Origin of the sequence: Streptomyces sp. SID12501, from assembly GCF_010550245.1 — a bacterium.
In the GTDB taxonomy this organism is placed as follows: domain Bacteria; phylum Actinomycetota; class Actinomycetes; order Streptomycetales; family Streptomycetaceae; genus Streptomyces.
In genome coordinates this window covers 104,310-126,656 of record NZ_JAAGLU010000005.1, presented here as the reverse complement: position 1 = coordinate 126,656, position 22,347 = coordinate 104,310, and the positions used below count along the sequence as shown (strand labels likewise).

Sequence of the window (22,347 nt, the reverse complement as noted above, 5' to 3'; positions counted from 1 at the left end):
ATGCCCCCGGAAAGGGGCCGTCACCGGCGCATCGGAGGGGGGCGCGCCGGTGACGGCTCGCTGCCGGCCGCAGGCGGTTTGGAGAGGGTGCGTCAGCGATCGCAGCCAGCAGCGAGGCCGACACCGCACAGCGGTGACTCATCCGGCAGTCGTGCCGGTTGGACGGGGCGGGGTGGAGGTGGGTTCCCGGATAGCGGCCCGTTCCGGAAAGTAGGTACGGGAGTGAATGATGGGGCGAAGCCCCCCAAAGGGGCGCGGGGAACTGCGCGACCAGCCACGACGGCGCCGCAGACGACTGTCAACCCTCGTGGCACTTCCCGCGGAGCGCCGACCGTTCATGGTCCATTTCGCGGACGTTCCGGCGCGTGGGGCGCGTGGCGGGCGAGCATGGGGCCATGGCCGTCGTAGAGATTCCCGGTTCCAAGTCCATCACCGCGCGCGCCCTCTTCCTCGCCGCGGCAGCCGACGGGGTCACCACCCTCGTACGCCCGCTGCGCTCGGACGACTCGGAGGGCTTCGCCGAGGGCCTGGTCCGCCTCGGCTACCGGGTCGGACGGACACCGGGCGCCTGGCAGATCGACGGCCGCCCACAGGGCCCGGCGGCCAGGGAGGCCGACGTCCACTGCCGCGACGGCGCCACGACCGCCCGCTTCCTCCCGACCCTCGCCGCCGCCGGCCACGGCACCTACCGCTTCGACGCCTCCCCCCAGATGCGCCGCCGCCCCCTCGCCCCCCTCACCCGCGCCCTGCGCGACCTGGGCGTGGACCTGCGGCACGAGGAGGCGGAGGGACACCACCCGCTGACCGTCGTCGCGGCGGGCGTGGAGGGCGGGGAGGTCACCCTGGACGCCGGGCAGTCCTCCCAGTACCTCACCGCACTTCTCCTCCTGGGCCCCCTGACCCGCGAGGGCCTGCGCATCCATGTGACGGACCTCGTCTCGGCGCCCTATGTGGAGATCACCATCGCGATGATGCGGGCGTTCGGCGCGGAGGTACGAAGGGAGGGCAACGTGTTCGTGGTCCCGCCCGGCGGCTACCGGGCCACCACCTACGCCATCGAGCCCGACGCCTCGACCTCCAGCTATTTCTTCGCGGCGGCGGCCCTCACCGGCGGCGAGGTGACGGTCCCCGGCCTCGGCACCGGCGCGCTCCAGGGCGACCTGGGCTTCGTCGACGTACTGCGCCGGATGGGCGCACGGGTGGAGATCGCCGACGACCGTACGACGGTCACCGGAACCGGCGAGCTTCGGGGCCTGACGGTCAACATGCGGGACATCTCCGACACCATGCCCACCCTGGCCGCCCTCGCCCCCTTCGCCTCCGGCCCCGTACGCATCGAGGACGTGGCCAACACGCGCGTGAAGGAGTGCGACCGTCTGGAGGCCTGCGCGGAGAACCTCCGACGGCTGGGGGTGAGGGTGGAGACTGGCCCCGACTGGATCGAGATCCACCCCTGTCCGCCCGGCACGGCTCCCGCCCCGGACACGGACATCAAGTCGTACGGCGACCACCGCATCGTCATGTCCTTCGCGGTGACCGGCCTGCGCACCCCCGGGATCACCTTCGACGACCCGGGGTGCGTACGGAAGACGTTCCCCGGGTTCCACGAGGCGTTCGCGGAGCTGCGGACCGTACTCGGCCGGCCCTGACCCTGTATCAGGCCGACTCGTTGAGCAGCCGCGCGAGGTGCTCGCGGCCGGCGCTCAGCAGGCCCTCCAGGGGTGCGGCGGCCTCGTACCACCGCTTCTCGTACTCCCAGCACAGCCAGCCGTCCCAGTTGTGCCGGGAGAGGACCTCGACGCACTCGGCGAGCGGCAGGACTCCGGCGCCCAGTGCCACCGGGGTGGTGTCCTCGGCCGAGACGATGTCCTTGACCTGCACGTATCCAAGGTGTGGGGAGAGGGCCGCGAAGCTGTCCGACGGCTGCTCACCGCCGAGCCAGGTGTGCATGACGTCCCACAGCGCGCCCGCCTGACGGTGGCCGACCGGGCCCAGGATGCGGATCGCGTCGGCGCCCGTGCGATGCGAGTCGTGGGTCTCCAGGAGGATGCGTACGCCGTAGTCGCCCGCGTACTCGGCGGCCCTGCCGAGCCTCCGGGCCGCCGTCGCGTCAGCCTCCTCGGGGCTCTGGTCGGTGCCGCCGCCGGGGAAGACGCGCACGAAGGGGGCACCCAGGTCGCGGGCGAGTTCGAGAAGCGCGCGGAGCTCCGCGAGCACGGGCTCGTCGTCGCCGGGGGCCGCGACGCGCACGTACCCGGCGAGGCCGAGGATCTCGACGCCTGACGCCTTGAACTCGGCGGCCACATCGGCTCGCTCGGCGAGGCCGAGACCGAGGTGGACGGGTTCTTCGGGATGCGTGCGCAGTTCGATGCCGTGGTAGCCGTGGGTGGTCGCGAGCCGCAGGACATCGGTGACGGGGAGACCGGGCACGCCGAGGGTGGAGAACGCCAGTTTCATACAGGGGACCCTATCCGTCACTCCACCTTTCAGTCGTTTCCATCGTTTCCGTCGCCGCGTGGAGATCCAGTCGCCAGTCCTGGCCGACCAGATCCCTGCCGAAGGAGCGGTGGGGCTTCTCGTCGGCGAGGACGAAGCCGTGGCGCTGGTAGATCTGGCGAGCGGCGGTGAGTACGTCGTTGGTCCACAGGACGAGTTCGCGGTAGCCGACCTCGCGAGCGAAGCCGACGACGGCCTCGACGAGCCGGTCGCCGATACCGAGCCCGCGCGCCTCCGGCTCGACGAGCAGCAGCCGCAGCCGGGCCGTCCCGGGCGCCTCGTCCCGTACGCACATCACGCACCCGACGGGCCGCCCGTCCAGCTCGGCGATCCACACCCGTTCGAGGTGCGGGTCGTGGTCCTCGGCGAAGTCGGCGACGATTCGGGCGACCAGGCCCTCGTAGTCGGTGTTGAAGCCGTACTCGGCCGCGTACAGCGCCGCGTTGCGCTGCACGATCCAGCCCAGGTCACCGGGGTCGGGCTCACGCAGCACGACGTCCTCGCGGCGCGGGGGCCGGCCGTCCGAGAGGAGCGAGCGGACCGTGTGCAGTGCCTCCGTGAGCCGGGGCCGGTCGGCGGCCGGGACGGTGGCGAGCAGGGAGGCGATGGCCTCGGCGGACCGCTCGTTCAACAGGTGGGCGGTCTCGCGCCCGCGCACGGTGAGCGTGACATGCCGCCGCCGGGGATCCCGCTCGGAGGGCGCCCGCTCGATCAGCTCGTCCTGCTCGAACCTGTTGAGGATGCGGCTCAAGTACCCGGCGTCCAGGGTGAGTTCGGCGCGGAGATCGACGGCGTCGGTACGGGTGGAGTGCGCGAGCTCGTAGAGGACGCGGGCCTCGGTGAGGGTGTAGGGGGCGTAGAGGCGGCTGCTGTAGTCGAGGGCGCCGATGACGTTCGTGTAGAAGCGGTTGAAGGAACGGATGTCCTGAACGGTCACGGGCCACCTTGCTGACGACTGGGGGCAGGGGCAGGGGCAGGGGCAGGGGCAGGGGCAGGGGCAGGGGCAGGGGCAGGCGCACAGGCAGAGACAGTTGACTCAGTCAGAGATATCGCTGCCCTGAGGGTAGAGCCCGGGCGATGCGTTTCTCAAGGCCCGGCAACCGGGCGGCAATGCGCGGTTTCGGTGTCCCATGGCTTGGCCAACCCCATGCCGGCCGTTGCGCTCATGTGGATGAAGGCAGTGGAGGCGAGGTGAGAGCCTCCCAGCTGTGAACCGGCGGTTGCCCGACTCCCGGTGGGGCGGGAGTCGGGCAACCGGGCCGCAGGATCAGGCCTTGACGTAGAACTGGCTGATGGTGCGGTTCTTGACCTGGAACACGTTGTCAGCGCGCAGCATGCTGTTGCAGACGTCGTCCCCGTGCTTGGAGTCGAGGATCTCCTGGGAGAAGTACTCGCAGGTCACGTTCTGCAGCCGCTGTCGGGCACCCCACTTCACACCGAGGTTCACGGTCTCCTGCGGAGGGTTCCCGACCCTGTCGGTCCTGTTGATGGCGACGTCGCAGGAGACGCCGTCACTCTTGGGGACCTCGATCACCCGGGACCAGGTGACTTCCTTCTGGCCGTTGTTGTAGTAGCCCTTCCAGTAGTTCCCGCAGATACGGGAGCCCGACTGGGCCTCGGCCGTGCCGGGGACCGCGACCGCGAACAGCGCTCCGGCCGCGAAGGCGGCGGCCACCATCGTCGCCGTGCGCCGCTTCATGAACTTGACCTTCATGCGTACCTCCTTGAGGAGTGAAGACAGGGGAGAGGAGAGAGGGGGAGTGGGGGGAGAGGGAGAGTGGGGGGAGAGGGGAGGCTGAACTGCCTTGTCACATACGGCCGTTGACGGCGTAGCCGACCTTTTCCTTCTCGAAGACGTTTCGGGTCCAGTCGCCGAACCTGGTGTTCCCGTTCCATTCGTAGGTGGTGCCGCCCTGGCAGCCGCGGTTCGTCCTGACCCAGCCGCCGGCGAAGTCGCCCTGGGTCCAGCGGCGGACCGCTACCTGAACGGGCTGTGCGACGTCACCGCCGTTGAGATGCACGGTCCAGGTGAATGCGGTGGTGAGCTGCGTGGTTCTCTGATAGCCGACGACGAGGGGAACCGTGGCGTTGTACCACTTCTTGGAGGGTGAGCTGGCATTACCGAGTTCGATTCCGCCGCCGATGGCCCAGCCGGTGGTCGTCGTCTTCGACTTCTCCCACGCGTAGTCGCAGGTCCGGCCTCGCGGGCACTGGAATTCGGTGCCGCGCCATACCCAGTCGTCCCAGGTGTTGGCGGCCCGTTGCCGGGTGATCGAGCGGGTGACGTTTCCGCCGCCGGTTCCGGGGACGATATTCGCGCCGTCGGAATAGCTCTGGCTGAAGCACTGGGTGGCGGCGCTAGCCGTGCCCTCTGTCGTGGCCAGCGTTGCGAGGGCGAGAGCCCCGCACATCAGAACGCGATTCAACCAAGTTCTACTGCGCATGGTTGTGCCCTTTCCTGGAAATGGAATTCCCTGAATGACTTCTGAGCGCATCGGGAGATACGCGATACGTCGATGAGCCGGGTCACATACGGCCGTTGACGGCGTAGCCGACCTTTTCCTTCTCGAAGACGTTTCGGGTCCAGTCGCCGAACCTGGTGTTCCCGTTCCATTCGTAGGTGGTGCCGCCCTGGCAGCCGCGGTTCGTCCTGACCCAGCCGCCGGCGAAGTCGCCCTGGGTCCAGCGGCGGACCGCTACCTGAACGGGCTGTGCGACGTCACCGCCGTTGAGATGCACGGTCCAGGTGAATGCGGTGGTGAGCTGCGTGGTTCTCTGATAGCCGACGACGAGGGGAACCGTGGCGTTGTACCACTTCTTGGAGGGTGAGCTGGCATTACCGAGTTCGATTCCGCCGCCGATGGCCCAGCCGGTGGTCGTCGTCTTCGACTTCTCCCACGCGTAGTCGCAGGTCCGGCCTCGCGGGCACTGGAATTCGGTGCCGCGCCATACCCAGTCGTCCCAGGTGTTGGCGGCCCGTTGCCGGGTGATCGAGCGGGTGACGTTTCCGCCGCCGGTTCCGGGGACGATATTCGCGCCGTCGGAATAGCTCTGGCTGAAGCACTGGGTGGCGGCGCTAGCCGTGCCCTCTGTCGTGGCCAGCGTTGCGACGGCGAGAGCCCCGCACATCAGCACGCGATTCAGCCATGTGGTTTTGAACATGCTCAGTACACCTGCGACAACTCGCGGGGCGTGCGGTTCGCCACCTGGCCGATGAGGTCTACCCGGTTCATGTCGAGGCAGGGGTCGTTCCCGTACTTGTCGTTGAACAGATCGCCGGCCTCCTCGCAGGTCCAGGACCGCATGGCGTGACGCGGGTTCCACGTCACCGTGCCGTTGTAGCCCGGCAGGCTCCGGCCGCTGATGCTGTTCGTCTTGTCGATGACGCGAAGGCAGATACCGAAGTCGACCTTGGGCACCTCCAGAACCTTCGCGATGATCCCGACCGTCTTTCCGTTGGCCCGGGCCTCCCAGTAATTCCCGCAGATACGGGAGCCCGACTGGGCTTCCGCCGTTCCGGGCACCGTGACCGTGGTGGCCGCCGCTGCTGTGATAACGAGAGCGGCCAGGACCGCCTTGCGGTTGAACGGGAGCGTGATCGCCACTTTGTCTCCTGACTGTCCACGAGAACGGACCTCCAGTGAGATCCGAATTCGAAGGTTGGGGGGTGGTGGCCATCAATATGGAGCTCCCCGGATGTGAAGTCAATACTTTGGAAACCGTTCGGCCGTAACTTCTTAAAACGCTGATTCAATTCTGTTTTCGGGCAGGCGTAGACGCCCCTTTCACACCCGTAAAGAAATAGCGGGAAGGTGTGGAAAGAGGGAAGAGGAAAGAGGGGAGAGCTCACGAAAAAGGAAGAAGGGGACGCTGATCAGGCGAGGGGTGGGGAACGGGTGATGTACGACTCCAAAAGAAGGTGGGGGGTCTTTGGAGGTGATTCCGTAATCGCACGGAAGGGCGATGAAGGAAGAAGCGCAGCATCGAGGGAGGGCAGCACTTTTTAGTGCCCCCGTCCGAAGACCTCGTGCCCCGTCTTCCGATGTGAAGAAGTCGCGTGGGACTGGTCAAGTCCTGTGGGGAGACTTCTTCGGGGTTATGCGGCTCTGGTTCAGCGCTGATCATGCAGCCATGCGGTGCGGCCGTCAAGATCAGGCGTGAACGGACTCAATGAACGAAACGCTACCGAGGAGTCACTACCGGGAATTACCGAACCGTACGGTAACTACGCACTCAGGCGCGGGAGTTGACGGTCAATAACTCCGTGACTTGGTAGGGTGGTCGGGTTCGCGGGATCCGGGTTCCCGGCGTGACGGAGGAGTCTGAGACGGCGTCAGCAACACACTCGGCAGGCTGCTGCCGCTTCGCCACAGTGCCGGCCGGCCGGTATGGGAGCGGCGTATGAAGGGCGGGATGCCCGGCATCACGCCGAGGCACCCCGCCGAAGGATCTGGACGGTCCGGAGGCGGTGACTCAACCCCAGAACTCGTTGCTGCGGTCGATGTCCTCGACGCACTCGTCGAGGTCGGTGATCTTGTCCCCGACGACCCGGAAGACGATGCCGCCGACCTCGTCGATCCGCCGCCCCTGGCGCTCGGCGGTGAAACGGTGCACGGCGACCGCGTGCCCCCGGCCGTCGACGAGGACGTTCATCAGCATGACGCGCATGGTCCCGGCCGTTTCCTCGCCGAGCCGACGGTACATGTCGATGATCGCGTCCTGCCCCTTGAAGTCCCCGGAGAGAGGATGGCTTCCGGGTACGTGGTGCGTGGCGTCCGCCGCCATCATTCCGCGCAGTGTGTCCATGTCACCGCGCGAGAAGGCGTCGAAGCCCTTGCGTACGAGGGCTGCGTGCGGGTGCTCAGTCATGGTGATCGCCACCTTTCGGTGTGTGGGCGATGTCCGACCGACGGGGCCCATTGTCCTCTGGTTCGGGACGGGACGCCTGTTGTTCAAGCCCGTTGATCGCTCCGGCGCGGCTTGCCGGACCGGAGCGGAACATTCAGTAGGTCATCTCCCGGACACGGGATCTCGGAACCGTAACCGTCGGGCGACGGTTCCACGCCGTGTGTGCTCGCGGTGTGGGGCGTGGGCACGCTGCCCCTATGACGACCTCTTTGGCGGACGGCCGCCTGGCCTGTGGCTGCGGTGAGGACCAGATCCCCTGGATGCTGGCGAAGTTCGGGTTCCTGGGGATGACGGGGCTGGTCCTGGGGTGCCTGGTCGTGATGATCCTGGCGGGCTGGATGCTGGCCTCGGGGGTGTCGCTGGTCACGTGGTGGCGGCATCCGCCGGTGAAGGCCGAGGAGACGTCAGGTGGCTCCCTGGACGGCTTCACCTGGCGGAGCGAGGAGCCTCCCGAGGACGACAACCCACCGCCGAGTCGAGGCGTGTCCCTGTGAGAGCCCGACTCGGCTTGAGGGCCCGACTCGGCGACACCCCGAACCCACGCGGGAAACCGCCCCCGCCCGCGCCACCCCCTACCTCCGAGGCACCCCCGAGGACCCCCGGACCATCAGCTCCCCCCGAACCGTGGCGATCCCCCCGGGCGGTGGATCCTCACGTCCCATCGCGATCCGCCCCGCCCGGGCCCCCGCCTCCGACAACGGCAACCGCACCGTCGTCAGCGAAGGCACCGCGTCCACACTGAACGGCAGATCGTCGAACCCGGCGACGGACACGTCGTCCGGGATCCGCCGCCCCGACTCCCGCAGTGCCGCGCACGCGCCGATCGCGACGGAGTCGTTCGCGGCGACGACAGCCGTCAGCGACGGGTCCCGGCGCAGCAGCTCCAGCGTGGCCTCGTACCCCGACCGGCGGTCGTACCGCCCGTAAACGGTCCACCGGGGGTCCTCGTCGATCCCGTGGACCGCCAGCGCCGCCCGGTGCCCCTCCAGCCGGTCCCGGGTCGTCGTCCGTTCCTCCGGCCCCGCGATGTACCCCAGCCGCCGGTGCCCGAGCCCGATCAGGTGTTCGGTCAGCTCCTGCCCGCCCCCGCGGTTGTCGAAGGTCAGTGCGATCGCCGACGTGTCCGGCGCCGGCGGGCGCCCGCACAGCACCACCCTCGTGCCCGCCTCCGCGAGCCGCCGCAGCTTCGCCGAGACGGCCGCGAGGTGCGCCGGGTTCTCCACCGCGCCGCCGGTCAGTACGACCGCCGCCGCGCGCTGCCTCTGCAGCAGGGTGAGGTACGTCAGCTCGCGCTCCGGCGAGCCGCCCGTGTTGCACACGACCGCCAGCCGTTCGCCGCCCGCGCGCCCGCCAGGGCCCGAGACCTCCGACTGGATCGCGCTCGCCATGATCCCGAAGAAGGGGTCGGCGATGTCGTTGACCAGAATCCCGACCAGGTCGGACGTGGCCGCGGCGAGCGCGCTCGCGGGGCCGTTGAGCACGTAGTCCAGGTCGTCCACGGCGCGCAGCACCCGCTCACGGGTGGATGCGGCCACGGGATAGTTCCCGTTCAGTACGCGCGACACCGTCGCGGGCGAGACCTGCGCGCGGGCCGCCACGTCCGCCAGGGTCACCGTCATCTCGTTGTCCTCCGGTCGCGCGACTTGTCGTCCGGCAACAAGCCGTTCAACAACTTGTCGTCTATCGCGTCGCTGTAAGTTGTCGTATTTTGCGTCTTCAGGTCCATACCGATGCAGACCCTATGACCTTTGGCCCTCGCCGTTCGCCCCCTCGAACATTTCGGCGCCTCTGTGCTCTTGTCCAGACCGCTGCACAGAGGCTAGCTTCTCCCTAGATAGAAAGCGCTTGCTGCAACGCTTGCCAGTAGGGCCGCCAGGGGGCAGCTCTTCCACCGGGCGTACGCGGCGCGTACACCGCGTACCCCGCCCCCTGTGGCACCTACGAAGGGAAAGACGTGACACGCAAGACGGTGCGTATCGCCATGAACGGCGTGACCGGGCGCATGGGCTATCGCCAGCACCTGGTCCGCTCGATCCTCGCCCTGCGCGAGCAGGGCGGCCTCGACCTCGGCGACGGTACCGTGCTGTGGCCGGAACCGATCCTGGTCGGCCGCCGCGAGCACGCGCTGAAGGCGCTCGCCGAGCAGCACGGCCTGGACCCGGAGAACGTCTCCACCAACGTGGACGAGGTCCTCGCCGACCCGACCGTCGACATCTACTTCGACGCGCAGGTCACCTCCGCGCGCGAGGAGTCGATCAGGAAGGCCATCGCGGCGGGCAAGCACATCTACACGGAGAAGCCCACCGCCACCGGCCTCGACGGCGCGCTGGAGCTGGCCCGGCTGGCGAACGCGGCCGGTGTGCGCCACGGCGTCGTCCAGGACAAGCTGTTCCTCCCGGGCCTGCTGAAGCTCAAGCGCCTCATCGACGGCGGCTTCTTCGGCCGCATCCTCTCCATCCGGGGCGAGTTCGGCTACTGGGTCTTCGAGGGCGACTGGCAGTCCGCCCAGCGCCCGAGCTGGAACTACCGCTCCGAGGACGGCGGTGGCATCGTTGTCGACATGTTCCCGCACTGGGAGTACGTGCTGCACGAGCTGTTCGGCAGGGTGAAGTCCGTCCAGGCCCTCACCGCCACGCACATCCCGCAGCGCTGGGACGAGAACGACAAGCCGTACGACGCCACGGCCGACGACGCCGCCTACGGCATCTTCGAACTCGAGGGCGGCGCCATCGCCCAGATCAACTCCTCCTGGACAGTACGGGTCAACCGCGACGAACTCGTCGAGTTCCAGGTCGACGGCACGGAAGGGTCGGCCGTCGCCGGTCTGCGCAACTGCCGCGTACAGCACCGCAGTTCCACGCCCAAGCCGGTCTGGAACCCGGACATCCCGGCGACCTACTCCTTCCGCGACCAGTGGCAGGAGATCCCGGACAACGCCGAGTTCGACAACGGCTTCAAGGCCCAGTGGGAGCTGTTCCTGAAGCACGTCTACGCCGACGCGCCCTACCAGTGGGACCTGCTGGCCGGCGCCCGCGGTGTCCAGCTCGCCGAACTGGGCCTGAAGTCCTCGGCGGAGGGCGTCCGTCTCGACGTACCGGAGATCTCGCTGTGACCATCCGACTCCCGGACGCTACGGGGGTGTTGCGGGCGTACGAGCCACGCGCCACCCCCCTCGCCCTCACCCCCGGCACCCCCTTCACCTCCCGTACGGTCTACTCGGCCGCCCATGTCGTCGCCGACCCGTACGCGGACGTGTCCCCGGACTCCCCGGCCGCCGTCGACTGGGACGCCACCCTCGCCTTCCGCCGCCACCTGTGGTCCCACGGCCTCGGCGTCGCGGAGGCCATGGACACCGCCCAGCGCGGCATGGGCCTGGACTGGGCGGGCGCGGCCGAACTGATCCGCCGGTCCGCGGCCGAGGCCAAGTCGGTGGGCGGTCTCATCGCCTGCGGCGTCGGCACCGACCAACTGACCACCCCCGGCGCCTCCTTGGCGGACATCCGCAAGGCGTACGAGGAGCAGCTCGGCCTCGTCGAGGAGGCGGGCGCCCGGACGATCCTGATGGCGTCCCGCGCCCTGGCCGCGGCGGCGAAGGGCCCCGAGGACTACCTCGACATCTACGGCCATCTGCTGCGCCAGTCCGCCGAGCCGGTGGTCCTGCACTGGCTGGGCCCGATGTTCGACCCGGCGCTTGAGGGCTACTGGGGGTCCAGCGACCTCGACGTGGCGACCGAGACCTTCCTCGACGTCATCGCCGCCCACCCCGACAAGGTCGACGGCATCAAGGTGTCCCTCCTCGACGCCCAGCGCGAGATCGACATCCGCCGCCGCCTCCCGCAGGGCGTGCGCTGCTACACGGGCGACGACTTCAACTACCCCGAGCTGATCGCGGGCGACGAGCAGGGCTTCAGTCACGCCCTCCTCGGCATCTTCGACCCGCTGGGCCCGCTGGCGTCCGAAGCGGTCCGCGTCCTCGACACCGGGGACACGGCGGGCTTCCGTGAACTCCTCGACCCCACCGTCGAGTTGTCCCGCCATCTCTTCCAGACGCCGACCCGCTTCTACAAGACGGGCGTGGTGTTCCTGGCCTGGCTGGCCGGCCACCAGTCGCACTTCACCATGGTCGGCGGGCTGCAGTCGGCCCGCTCCCTCCCGCACTTCGCGCGCGCCTACGAACTCGCCGACGGACTTGGCCTGTTCCCGGACCCGAAGCTCGCGGAGGAACGGATGAAGAACCTGCTGTCCCTGTACGGAGTGACCCAGTGAGCCCAGTGAGCAGCGGCACCGCGGATCTCTCGCGCTTCAGCATCAACCAGATGACGGTGAAGCAACTGTCGCTGCCCGAACTGGCCGACGCCTGCCTGGAGTTGGGCGTCCCAGGGGTTGGCCTGTGGCGCGCTCCGGTCCAGGAGTACGGCGTCGAGGCGGCGGCGAAACTGCTCCACGACGCGGGTCTCGCCGTCACCACCCTCTGCCGGGGCGGCTTCTTCACCGCGATCGACCCGACGGAGCGCGCGGAGGCCCTGGCCGACAACCGCCGGGCGATCGACGAGGCGGCCACGCTCGGCACGGACACCCTCGTCCTGGTGTCGGGTGGCCTGCCGGCCGGCTCGAAGGACCTGTACGGCGCCCGGGAGCGCATCGCCGACGCGCTCACCGAGCTGGGCCCGTACGCCGAGAAGCACGGCGTACGGCTGGCCATCGAGCCGCTCCACCCCATGTACGCCGCCGACCGCTGCGTGGTCTCGACGCTCACCCAGGCCCTCGACCTCGCGGAACGCTTTCCCGCCCACCAGGTCGGCGTCGCGGTGGACACGTACCACATCTGGTGGGACGACAACGCGCCCGCGCAGATCGCCCGCGCAGGCGCCGGTGGCCGTATCCACACCTTCCAACTCGCCGACTGGACAACCCCGTTGCCGGAGGGCGTCCTCAACGGCCGTGGTCAGATCGGCGACGGCTCGATCGACATGCGGGAGTGGCGGACGTACGTCGAGGCGGCCGGTTACACCGGTCCCATCGAGGTCGAGCTGTTCAACGACGCGCTGTGGGCCCGGGACGGGCGCGAGGTACTCGCGGAGACCGCGGCGCGGTTCGTGGAGCACGCGGCGTAACAGCAGCCTGGCGGCGGGAACCGTCCGTATCCGGTGGGACGCCGGGTGCGGACGGTTCCTTGCTTCGGGGTTTCGGAGGTGCTGGGGTGCCGGCGAGGGCGGCCGAAGAAATTCTCAGTTCCCGTACAACCCTCCCGCCACCTCGCCGGTCGTACTTGTCATCAGGGCGTCTGGAGGGGGATCCGGGGGGATCGCGGGGGTTCTGATGTGGAGGGGAAGCCGAGGGGGCCCGGTCGACGGACCGGGCCCCCTCGATGCTGAACCCGACCGGCGGAAGACACCACCTCCGGCTAGCTTGAGGTCCTGGGAAGATTTGGCGAAGCTCGACCGCCGGCAGGACTCGACCAGCCGCAGGAACGGAGTCGCAGCACATGTCACTCGCCCGCGTCCACAACTTCTCCATCTCGCTCGACGGCTTCGGCACCGGTGAGGGACTGAGCCACGACGCGCCCTTCGGCCACGCCGGCGGAAGGCTCCACGAGTGGATGCGCACCACCCGGTTCTGGCACGACATGGTCGGCGAGCCAGGCGGGACCGGCGGCCTCGACGACGCCTTCGCGCGGCAGTTCACGCCCGGGATCGGTGCCGAGATCATGGGCGCCGGGAAGTTCGGCCCGCCCGGCTGGCACGAGGACCCGGACTGGAAGGGGTGGTGGGGGCCCAACCCGCCCTTCCACACACCGACCTTCATCCTCACCCACCACCCGCGCCCGTCGATCGAGATGGAGGGCGGCACGACGTTCCACTTCCTCGACACGTCGCCCGCCAAGGCGCTCGAGACGGCCCGCGAGGCAGCGGGCGGCCAGGACGTACGCATCGGCGGTGGGCCCACCGTGCTCCGCGACTTCCTCGCCGCAGGGCTCATCGACCACCTGCACATCGTGGTGGCCCCGATCCTGCTCGGCCGGGGCGTACGCCTCTGGGACGGCCTGGAGGACCTCCAGAAGGACTACGAGGTCGAGGCCACCTCCTCGCCCAGCGGAGTCACCCATGTGACGTTCACGCGTGCGAGTCTCTGAACCTCCAACCCGACTCGGACGCAACCCCGGCTCAGACGCAACCCCGACTTTCAACACAGCCCCGGCTCAGAAGAAGACCCCGCACCGCAGCAGCACGTTCGCGTACGGCCGAGCCTCTCCCGTCCGTACGACCAGCCGTGCTCCCGCCGACAGTTCCTTGAGCCGCTCATGCGGGACGAGGGTGAGTGCGGGGTCGGGAAAGTACCCGTCCAGCAGCTTCGCAGCCCCCGGGTTCACCTCCCGTACCTCTGTCGCCGCCGTAGCCCCCTCCACCACCAGCTCGGTCAGCAACCCGTCGAGGATCTCCGCGAAGGACGGCACCCCGGCCCGGAAGGCCAGGTCGACGACGCGCGGCCCGGCCGGGATCGGCATACCGGCGTCACACACCAGCACCCCGTCGCCGTGGCCCAACTCGGCCAGCGCGCCCGCGAGATGACGGTTCAGGATTCCGCCTCGCTTCACAGCGCCTCGACCTCCGCGGCAGTGGGGAAGGAATCCTGGGCCCCTGGCCGAGTCACCGCAGCCGCGCCCACCCGGGCCGCGTACGCCGCGGCTTTCGCCAACGACTCGCCCGCGCCCAGCCGCCACGCCAGCGCGGCGGTGAACGCGTCGCCCGCCCCCGTCGTGTCCACGGCCTCCACGGGCACCGACGGCACCCGTACCCGCTCCCCGGCCCGTACGGCGACCAACGCGCCCTCCGCGCCCAGGGTGATGACGACCGAGCGCGGCCCGAGCGCGAGCAGCGTCTTCGCCCAGTCCTCCGGCGAGTCGCCCAACTCGGCGTCCGCACCGGCGATCACCCGGGCCTCGTGCTCGTTCACGATCAACGGGTCGCAGGCAGAAAGGACTTCACGCGGCAGCGGGCGGGGAGGGGACGGGTTCAGGACGAACCGGCCCTCGGGAGCCAGGTTCCGTACGACCTCCACGACCGACTCCAGCGGAATCTCCAACTGCGCCGACACCACCCGCGCGGCCTGGAACAGGCTCCCCGCGGCTCTGATGTCCTCGGGCGACAGCCGCCCGTTGGCGCCCGGCGACACCACGATGCTGTTGTCGCCGGACGGGTCCACCGTGATCAGCGCGACCCCCGTCGGCGCCCCGCCCACCAGGACGCCCACCGTGTCGACACCGGCTTCCCGTATCGAGTCGAGCAGCAGGCGGCCGTGGCCGTCGTTGCCGACCCGGGCCAGCAACGCCGTACGGGCCCCCAACCGGGCTGCGGCGACGGCCTGGTTGGCGCCCTTGCCGCCAGGGTGGACGACCAGGTCGGATCCGAGCACCGTCTCACCGGCGGCGGGCCGCCGCTCGACCACGGTGACCAGGTCGGCGTTGGCCGATCCCACGACCAGCAGGTCGTAGTCGTACATGAACAGTCTCCCCATAGTCGTCAGTTGTACCGGCCGACAGCCGGTGAGTCGGCCGATTGCCAAGTTCGGTCAGCCGGTAGGCCGGTCTGCCGCCGGGCGGGCCGGGCAGCCTCGACAAAAGGCGCCCGGCCTGCCCACTCCTCACGATCCCCGAAGCGCTCCCGGAGGTGCGCCCTGAAGCGCTCCCCGGAGAGAGATCCGGCTCAGCCGCCGAACGCCGCCACGTTCTCCTTCGTGACCACCTTCACCGGCACCATCACCGCCTTCTCGACGTCCTTGCCCTCGGCGACCCGCAGCGCGTTCTCCACCGCGATCCTCCCGAGCTCCTTGGGCTGCTGGGCGACCGACGCGTACAGCGAACCGTCCGCGACCGCCTTCAGCCCGTCGGTCGTACCGTCGAAGCCGATCACCTGTACCGACTTGCCCGCCTTGCTGCCCAGCGCCTTGATCGCGCCGAGTGCCATCTCGTCGTTCTCGGCGAAGACACCGCTGATGCCGGAGTTCGCCTGGAGCAGGTTGGTCATGACGTCGAGGCCCTTGGTGCGGTCCCAGTCGGCCGGCTGCTTGGCGACGATCTTGATGCCCGGGTAGGCCTTCAGCCCCTCGGTGAAGCCGGCGCCGCGCTCACGGCTCGCGGAGGTGCCCGCCTGGCCCTGGAGGACGACGATCGTGCCCGAGCCGCCCAGCTTCTCGGCGAGCGCCTTCGCGGCCAGCCTGCCGCCGGCCGTGTTGTCGGAGGCGACGAGTGTGGCGGTGTCCGCGTTGTTGACCGACCGGTCGACCGCGACGAGCGGGATTCCGGACTTGTTCACGGCCCGCGCGGCAGGCCCCGTCGCGTCCGAGTCCACCGGGTTGACGATGATCGCGCCGAGGCCCGAACTGGTGAAGTTCTGCAGTTGGTTGGCCTGCTGGGAGGCGTCGTTCTGGGCGTCCGTGACGGTCAGGTCCACGCCCAGCTTCTTGGCCTCCGCCTGCGCGCCGGCCCGGATCTGCACGAAGAAAGGGTTGTTCAGCGTCGACAGGGACAGACCCACCTTCCGGTTCGTCGCGGACGACGAGCCGTTGTGCAGCAGCGAGGTGGCCCCCACGACAGCCACCGCGACCACCGCGGCCAGCCCGTACGTCAGTGCCTGCTTGCGCCGGTCCCCGCCACCGGCCGCCCCGGCCGGTGCCACGGTAGCCCCGCTCTTCCTCCTCGCAGTGTCGAGCAGCACCGCCAGCGCGATCACGACACCGATGACGACCTGCTGCCAAAACGCCGACACGGACAGCAGGTTGAGGCCGTTCCTCAGCACCGCAAGGATCAGCGCGCCGATCAGTGTCCCGGACGCCTTACCGGTACCACCGGCCAGCGAAGCCCCACCGATGACGACCGCCGCGATGGCGTCCAGCTCGTACCCCTGCGCGGCCTGCGGCTGCGCGGAGGACAGCCGCGACGCGAGCACGATGCCCGCGGCGGCGGCGAACAGCCCGGACAGCGCGTAGATCGCCAGCTTCTGCTTCTTCACCCGCAGCCCGGACAGCCGGGCCGCCTCCTCGTTGCCGCCGATCGCGTACATGGAGCGACCCAGGTACGTACGGCCGAGAACGAACGCGGTGACGAGCCCCAGGGCCACCATCACCAGCACCGGCACCGGCAGCCAGCCGCCCAGCGTGTCACCGAGGTGCGAGACCGACGACGGGAACGCGATCGGCGAACCCTGCGAGATCACCAGCGACAGACCGCGCCCCACCGACAGCATGGCGAGCGTCGCGATGAACGGCGGCAGTTTGCCGTACGAGATCAGGAAGCCGTTGACCAGGCCGCACGCGATGCCGGTGACGACGGCCAGGACGACCGCTATCGCGACCGGCACGCCCTCCGAAGTCGCCGCCCAGGCAAGGACGGTGGCCGACAGCGCGGCGACGGAACCGACCGACAGGTCGATGCCCGCCGAGACGATCACGAAGGTGACGCCGAAGGCGAGAACGGCCGTCACGGCCGCCTGGACGCCCACGTTGAGCAGGTTGTCCGTCGTCAGGAAGTCGCCGGACAGCGCCGACATCGCGATGACGAGGACGATGAGCGCGGTCAGCGCGCCGTTGTCGAGCAGAACGCGGCGCAGGCCGCTCGTGGCGCCACTCGCGCCCGTCGTGCTCTTGAGCGTGTCAGTGGCCACGGGAGCCCTCCACAGCAGTAGTTCCATTGTCAGTGCTGATGTCAGTGCTGATGTCAGTGCCGATGTTCGTGCTGACGGCGAGCGCCATCACGGAGTCCTGGGTGGCCTCGGCGGCCGTGAGTTCACCGGCGATCCGGCCCTGTGCCATCACGAGCACCCGGTCGCTCATTCCGAGCACCTCGGGCAGATCGCTGGAGATCATCAGTACGGCGGCGCCGGCGGCCGTCAGCTCGTTGACCAGCTGGTAGATCTCGACCTTGGCGCCGACGTCGATACCGCGCGTCGGCTCGTCGAGGATCAGCACCCGGGTGTTCGCGAGCAGCCACTTGCCGATGACGACCTTCTGCTGGTTGCCCCCGGAGAGGGTGCGCACCTGCTGGCCGAGCCCGGCCATCCGTACGCCCAGCTGCTCGGCGACCTTCGCGGCGGCGGCCCGCTGCCCCTTGAGGTCGACCAGCCCGCCCCTGGTCGCGGCCCGCAGGGTGACCAGGCCGAGGTTCTCCTCGACCGAGGCGTCGAGCACCAGCCCCTGCCCCTTGCGGTCCTCGGGCACGAGCCCGATCCCGGCGGACATGGCGGCCCCGACGTCACTCCCGCGCACGGCGGCGCCCGCCACGGAAACCGATCCCCTGTCGTACGGATCGGCGCCGAACACCGCGCGCGCCACCTCCGTACGCCCGGCCCCGACCAGCCCCGCGATGCCGACGACCTCACCGGCCCGCACCTCGAAACTCACGTCGTGGAAGACACCGTCCCGGGTGAGCCCTTCCACCTTGAGCAGGGCGGCGCCCGCCTCGGCGGCCTCTCGCGGGTACTGCTGTTCGATCGACCGCCCGACCATGAGCCGTACGAGCTCGTCCTCGGGCGTGTCCGCCGGCACCTGCCCGACACTCTTGCCGTCGCGGAGGACCGTCACCCGGTCTCCCAGGGCGGCGATCTCCTCCAGGTGATGGGTGATGAAGACGATCCCGACACCGTCCTCGCGCAGCGAGCGCACGATCGCGAACAGCTTCTCGACCTCTTCGGAGGTGAGGACGGCGGTCGGCTCGTCCATGATCAGGACGCGTGCGTTCAGGCTCAGCGCCTTCGCGATCTCGACCATCTGGAGCCGCGCGATGCCGAGTTCACGCACGCGCACGCGTGGAGACACGTTCACGCCGACCCGCTCCAGCAACTCGGCGGCGTCGGCCTCCATCCGCTTGCGGTCGATCATCCCGTAGCGGCGCGGCTGCCGCCCCAGGAAGATGTTCTCGGCGACCGTCAGATCGGGTACGAGGTTGAACTCCTGGTAGATGGTGGCGATCCCGAGACGCTCGGAGTCCTGCGCCCCGTGGATACGGGTCTCCTCGCCGTCCACGAGGACGCGGCCGGCATCGGGGCGATACGCGCCGGAGAGCATCTTGATGAGGGTGCTCTTGCCCGCGCCGTTCTCACCGAGCAGTACGTGCACCTCGCCCCGGCGCAGCTCGAAGTCGACGCCGTCGAGCGCGACCACACCGGGAAAGGACTTCCGTATGCCTTCGATGCGCAGCAACTCGTCCTGGTTGCTCACGACTGGCTCCTGTTCGTCACGGGTGGCTCTTCGGATGAGATCGGGGTCGGGGTCGTGGCCGGGGCCGGCTCGCCGCACGACCGCCGTACGACGAGGTGCGCGGCCAGCGTCACGGACTGCGGAGGTCGTCCCTCGATCATGTCGACCAGCGCCCGGACGGCGGCCCGACCCAGCTCGCCGGTCGGCTGCGCGATGGCCGTGACGGGCGGATCGGTGTGCACGAACCACGGGATGTCGTCGAAGGCAGCGAGCGCGATGTCCTGCGGAACCCGCATCCCACGCGCGCGTACGGCGTCCAGCGCGCCCAGCGCCATCAGGTTGTCGGCAGCGAACACGACCTCGGGCGGCTCGGCCAGGTCGAGGAAGGCGTCCGTCACCCGGCGCCCGCTCTCGGCCTGGAAGTCGCCCTGGCCTGTGTAGGCGTCGGGGAGCGGCAGCCCGTACTCGGCGAGGGCCTCCCTGAAGGCCTCGACTCGCTCACTGCCGGTGGTGGTGGCCGCCGGGCCCGCGATGATCGCGAGCCGCCGGTGGCCGAGCCCGTACAGGTGGGCGACGAGGTCCCGGACCGCCTGGCGCCCGTCCGCCCGCACGACTGGCACGTCCACGTCCAGGCCCGGGATCCAGCGGTCGACGAAGACCATCGGGGTGCCCCCGCGCGCGGTGTCCAGCATCAGCGGGGAGCCGCCGTCGGTGGGGGAGACGAGCAGGCCGTCGATACGGCGGTCCAGCAGGGTCCGTACGTGGTGGTCCTGGAGGTCGGGGCGTTCGTCGGCATTGCCGATGATCACGCTGTAGCCGAGAGCGCGGGCCTCCTCCTCGACCGAGCGGGCCAGGGTCGTGAAGTAGGGGTTCATCACGTCGCTGATGACCAGGCCGAGGGTGCGGGTCTGGTCGGTGCGCAGGGAGCGGGCGACGGCGTTCGGGCGGTAGCCCAGCGCCTCGACGGCGGCCAGCACGCGTGCGCGTGCGTCCACGCTGACCGACGGATGCTCGTTCAGGACCCGCGACACCGTGGCGACGGACACGCCCGCCTCGGCGGCGACGTCCTTGATGCTGGCCATCGCCGGACCACCTCCTTGTGGTTCCGTAGTCGTGTGGAATCGTTTACACGACCGACTGGAGACAGATTGGAATCGATTACACGCGAGTAAACAAGCCCCCGACCGCTTCCCGATACCGGATCGTGATGCGAGGCGCGCGGCACGCGGAGACCGGGACGCGGGTGACTTGTCCACAGGCACCCACGGCCTGTCGGTGCCGGGCGGTAGCGTCGGATCATGTCGAAACAGGCGGGCGGTCCGAAGCAGGCGGCGCAGGGGGAACGGCACCTGGCCGTCCTCGAGGGCGTCCTGGAGCGGATCACGTACGCCAACGAGGAGAACGGCTACACGGTCGCCCGGGTCGACACCGGCCGCGGTGCCGGTGACCTCCTCACGGTCGTGGGCGCGCTGCTCGGCGCCCAGGCGGGCGAGTCCCTGCGCATGGAGGGCCGTTGGGGCTCCCACCAGCAGTACGGCAAACAGTTCACGGTCGAGAACTACACGACCGTCCTGCCCGCCACGATCCAGGGCATCCGCCGCTATCTCGGCTCGGGCCTGGTCAAGGGCATCGGCCCGGTCTTCGCGGACCGCATCACCCAGCACTTCGGTCTGGACACCCTCCGGATCATCGAGGAGGAGCCCAAGCGGCTCATCGAGGTACCGGGCCTCGGCCCCAAGCGCACGAAGAAGATCGCCGACGCCTGGGAGGAGCAGAAGGCGATCAAGGAGGTCATGCTCTTCCTCCAGAGCGTCGAGGTCTCCACCTCCATCGCCGTGCGCATCTACAAGAAGTACGGCGACGCCTCGATCTCCGTCGTCAAGAACCAGCCCTACCGCCTCGCCTCCGACGTCTGGGGTATCGGCTTCCTCACCGCCGACAAGATCGCCCAGTCCGTCGGCATCCCGCACGACAGCCCCGAGCGCGTCAAGGCGGGCCTCCAGTACGCCCTTTCGCAGTCCACCGACCAGGGCCACTGCTATCTCCCCGAGGAGCGGTTGATCGCGGACGCGGTGAAGCTCCTCCAGGTCGACACGGGCCTCGTCATCGAGTGCCTCGCCGAACTCGCGGCGCCCCCGGAGGAGGGCGAGGACCCGGGAGTCGTACGGGAGAAGGTCCCCGGCCCCGACGGCGACTCGGAGCCCGTGACGGCCGTCTACCTCGTCCCCTTCCACCGCGCCGAACTGTCCCTCTCCGCCCAGCTGTTGCGCCTCCTGCGCACCGGCGAGGACCGGATGCCCGCCTTCCACGACGTGGCCTGGGACAAGGCGCTGGCGTGGCTCCAGGGGCGTACGGGGGCCGATCTCGCCCCCGAGCAGGAGGCCGCCGTCCGGCTCGCGCTGACGCAGAAGGTCGCCGTCCTCACCGGCGGTCCCGGCTGCGGCAAGTCCTTCACGGTCCGCTCGATCGTGGAGCTGGCGCGCGCCAGGAAGGCCAAGGTCGTACTGGCCGCCCCGACCGGCCGCGCCGCCAAGCGCCTGGCCGAACTCACCGGCGCCGAGGCCTCCACCGTCCACCGCCTCCTGGAACTGAAGCCCGGCGGCGACGCGGCCTACGACAGGGACCGCCCCCTCGACGCCGACCTGGTGGTGGTGGACGAGGCCTCGATGCTGGACCTGCTGCTCGCCAACAAGCTGGCGAAGGCGGTCGCGCCGGGCGCGCACCTGCTGTTCGTCGGGGACGTGGACCAACTCCCCAGCGTCGGCGCCGGCGAGGTCCTGCGGGACCTGCTGGCCGACGGCAGCCCGGTCCCCGCCGTCCGGCTCACCAAGGTCTTCCGGCAGGCCCAGCAGTCGGGCGTGGTGACGAACGCGCACCGGATCAACTCCGGGCAGCATCCGGTCACCGACGGCATGAAGGACTTCTTCCTCTTCGTCGAGGACGACACGGAGGAGGCCGGCCGGCTCACCGTGGATGTGGCCGCACGACGAATTCCGGCCAAGTTCGGTCTCGATCCCCGGCGGGACATCCAGGTGCTCGCACCGATGCACCGGGGTCCGGCCGGCGCCGGAAACCTCAACGGGCTGCTCCAGCAGGCGATCACACCGGGCCGCCCCGACCTCCCCGAGAAGCGGTTCGGCGGCCGGGTCTTCCGCATCGGCGACAAGGTCACGCAGATCCGCAACAACTACGACAAGGGTGAGAACGGCGTCTTCAACGGCACCGTCGGCGTCGTCACCTCCCTCGACGAGGTCGAACAGCGGCTCACCGTACTGACGGACGAGGACGAGGAAGTGCCGTACGACTTCGATGAGCTGGACGAACTCGCCCACGCGTACGCCGTGACCATCCACCGCTCCCAGGGCAGCGAGTACCCGGCGGTGGTCGTCCCGGTCACCACGGGCGCGTGGATGATGCTCCAGCGCAACCTTTTGTATACGGCCGTCACCCGCGCCAAGAAGCTGGTGGTCCTCGTCGGTTCACGCAAGGCGATAGGTCAGGCGGTGCGCACGGTGTCGGCCGGACGGCGCTGCACCGCACTGGACTTCAGGCTGCGGTCGTAGCCGAGACAGCCGTGGCCGCCGTCGTGCCCGGCGCAACGATCGCGAAAAATGATCGATCAAATGAGTCACAAAGGTCACAGGAGGCTTCCGGAACCAGGGCGAAGGGGGGCAGGATGAGTAGCTTGGCGGCACTCAGTGCCGCCAATAGGCCCAATGGTCGACCCCGAGTGCACTCTCCTGCGCCAAATGG

The 22,347-nt window shown here is 69.4% G+C and carries 20 protein-coding genes; 7 read left to right on the top strand and 13 right to left on the bottom strand.

Translation table 11 applies throughout. The features are described from left to right. The first annotated feature begins 395 nt into the window (after positions 1–395). The gene (gene aroA, locus G3I71_RS07225) at positions 396–1,649 is read left to right on the top strand and encodes a 3-phosphoshikimate 1-carboxyvinyltransferase (RefSeq protein ID WP_164313079.1); all 1,254 of its coding nucleotides are present in this window, start codon (positions 396–398) and stop codon (positions 1,647–1,649) included. A gap of 7 nt (positions 1,650–1,656) precedes the next feature. On the opposite strand, the gene G3I71_RS07220 is transcribed toward aroA, so the two are convergent. The 7 genes from G3I71_RS07220 to G3I71_RS07190 all read right to left on the bottom strand — a co-directional run bounded on the left by G3I71_RS07220 (position 1,657) and on the right by G3I71_RS07190 (position 7,365). Further along, on the bottom strand, positions 1,657–2,457 hold the full coding sequence (locus G3I71_RS07220) for a sugar phosphate isomerase/epimerase (protein ID WP_164313078.1): 801 nt from the start codon (positions 2,455–2,457) through the stop codon (positions 1,657–1,659). Positions 2,458–2,467: 10 nt separating this feature from the next. Next, entirely contained in the window at positions 2,468–3,433 is a 966-nt protein-coding gene (locus G3I71_RS07215; RefSeq protein WP_164313077.1) for a helix-turn-helix domain-containing GNAT family N-acetyltransferase, read from the bottom strand. A gap of 330 nt (positions 3,434–3,763) precedes the next feature. Then, positions 3,764–4,210 (bottom strand): hypothetical protein, encoded by a 447-nt coding sequence (locus G3I71_RS07210; protein WP_164313076.1) that lies wholly within the window; start codon positions 4,208–4,210, stop codon positions 3,764–3,766. A 94-nt stretch (positions 4,211–4,304) separates the two neighbouring features. Then, on the bottom strand, positions 4,305–4,940 hold the full coding sequence (locus G3I71_RS07205; RefSeq protein ID WP_164313075.1) for a hypothetical protein: 636 nt from the start codon (positions 4,938–4,940) through the stop codon (positions 4,305–4,307). 82 nt (positions 4,941–5,022) lie between these two features. Next, positions 5,023–5,658, bottom strand: a complete 636-nt coding sequence (locus tag G3I71_RS07200; protein ID WP_164313074.1) for a hypothetical protein — start codon at positions 5,656–5,658, stop codon at positions 5,023–5,025. A gap of 2 nt (positions 5,659–5,660) precedes the next feature. Further along, positions 5,661–6,101: a hypothetical protein gene (locus tag G3I71_RS07195; protein ID WP_164313073.1), complete on the bottom strand. Its 441-nt coding sequence runs from the start codon at positions 6,099–6,101 to the stop codon at positions 5,661–5,663. A gap of 868 nt (positions 6,102–6,969) precedes the next feature. Continuing rightward, the gene (locus tag G3I71_RS07190) at positions 6,970–7,365 is read right to left on the bottom strand and encodes a nuclear transport factor 2 family protein (protein WP_164313072.1); all 396 of its coding nucleotides are present in this window, start codon (positions 7,363–7,365) and stop codon (positions 6,970–6,972) included. Between the two features lie 236 nt (positions 7,366–7,601). Here G3I71_RS07190 and G3I71_RS07185 point away from each other — a divergent pair, with 236 nt between their 5' ends. Beyond that, complete coding sequence (locus tag G3I71_RS07185; RefSeq protein ID WP_164312999.1) at positions 7,602–7,898, top strand: hypothetical protein; 297 nt, start codon at positions 7,602–7,604, stop codon at positions 7,896–7,898. Between the two features lie 78 nt (positions 7,899–7,976). Here the strand turns inward: G3I71_RS07185 and G3I71_RS07180 are convergent, their stop codons facing one another. Next, complete coding sequence (locus tag G3I71_RS07180; RefSeq protein WP_164313071.1) at positions 7,977–9,023, bottom strand: LacI family DNA-binding transcriptional regulator; 1,047 nt, start codon at positions 9,021–9,023, stop codon at positions 7,977–7,979. A 335-nt stretch (positions 9,024–9,358) separates the two neighbouring features. On the opposite strand from G3I71_RS07180, the gene G3I71_RS07175 reads away from it, so the two are divergent. From G3I71_RS07175 to G3I71_RS07160, 4 genes are all read left to right on the top strand, one after another. Next, positions 9,359–10,516, top strand: a complete 1,158-nt coding sequence (locus G3I71_RS07175) for a Gfo/Idh/MocA family protein (RefSeq protein ID WP_164313070.1) — start codon at positions 9,359–9,361, stop codon at positions 10,514–10,516. After that, positions 10,513–11,670 (top strand): dihydrodipicolinate synthase family protein, encoded by a 1,158-nt coding sequence (locus tag G3I71_RS07170; RefSeq protein ID WP_164313069.1) that lies wholly within the window; start codon positions 10,513–10,515, stop codon positions 11,668–11,670. Before G3I71_RS07175 ends, G3I71_RS07170 begins: the two co-directional genes overlap by 4 nt. A gap of 50 nt (positions 11,671–11,720) precedes the next feature. After that, on the top strand, positions 11,721–12,518 hold the full coding sequence (locus tag G3I71_RS07165; RefSeq protein WP_164313240.1) for a sugar phosphate isomerase/epimerase: 798 nt from the start codon (positions 11,721–11,723) through the stop codon (positions 12,516–12,518). Between the two features lie 371 nt (positions 12,519–12,889). Further along, a complete protein-coding gene (locus tag G3I71_RS07160; protein ID WP_164313068.1) occupies positions 12,890–13,537 on the top strand; it encodes a dihydrofolate reductase family protein in 648 nt (215 codons plus the stop codon). 66 nt (positions 13,538–13,603) lie between these two features. Here the strand turns inward: G3I71_RS07160 and rbsD are convergent, their stop codons facing one another. From rbsD to G3I71_RS07135, 5 genes are all read right to left on the bottom strand, one after another. After that, positions 13,604–13,999 (bottom strand): D-ribose pyranase, encoded by a 396-nt coding sequence (rbsD, locus tag G3I71_RS07155; protein ID WP_164313067.1) that lies wholly within the window; start codon positions 13,997–13,999, stop codon positions 13,604–13,606. Then, the gene (locus tag G3I71_RS07150) at positions 13,996–14,904 is read right to left on the bottom strand and encodes a ribokinase (protein WP_164313066.1); all 909 of its coding nucleotides are present in this window, start codon (positions 14,902–14,904) and stop codon (positions 13,996–13,998) included. The genes rbsD and G3I71_RS07150 overlap by 4 nt, the downstream gene beginning before the upstream one ends. A gap of 203 nt (positions 14,905–15,107) precedes the next feature. Next, entirely contained in the window at positions 15,108–17,063 is a 1,956-nt protein-coding gene (locus G3I71_RS07145; RefSeq protein ID WP_164313065.1) for a substrate-binding domain-containing protein, read from the bottom strand. Further along, on the bottom strand, positions 17,053–18,615 hold the full coding sequence (locus G3I71_RS07140) for a sugar ABC transporter ATP-binding protein (RefSeq protein WP_164313064.1): 1,563 nt from the start codon (positions 18,613–18,615) through the stop codon (positions 17,053–17,055). The genes G3I71_RS07145 and G3I71_RS07140 overlap by 11 nt, the downstream gene beginning before the upstream one ends. Continuing rightward, a complete protein-coding gene (locus G3I71_RS07135) occupies positions 18,612–19,676 on the bottom strand; it encodes a LacI family DNA-binding transcriptional regulator (protein WP_164313063.1) in 1,065 nt (354 codons plus the stop codon). The genes G3I71_RS07140 and G3I71_RS07135 overlap by 4 nt, the downstream gene beginning before the upstream one ends. 216 nt (positions 19,677–19,892) lie before the next feature. On the opposite strand from G3I71_RS07135, the gene G3I71_RS07130 reads away from it, so the two are divergent. Then, positions 19,893–22,157, top strand: a complete 2,265-nt coding sequence (locus tag G3I71_RS07130) for an ATP-dependent RecD-like DNA helicase (RefSeq protein ID WP_164313062.1) — start codon at positions 19,893–19,895, stop codon at positions 22,155–22,157. Positions 22,158–22,347 lie beyond the last annotated feature (190 nt).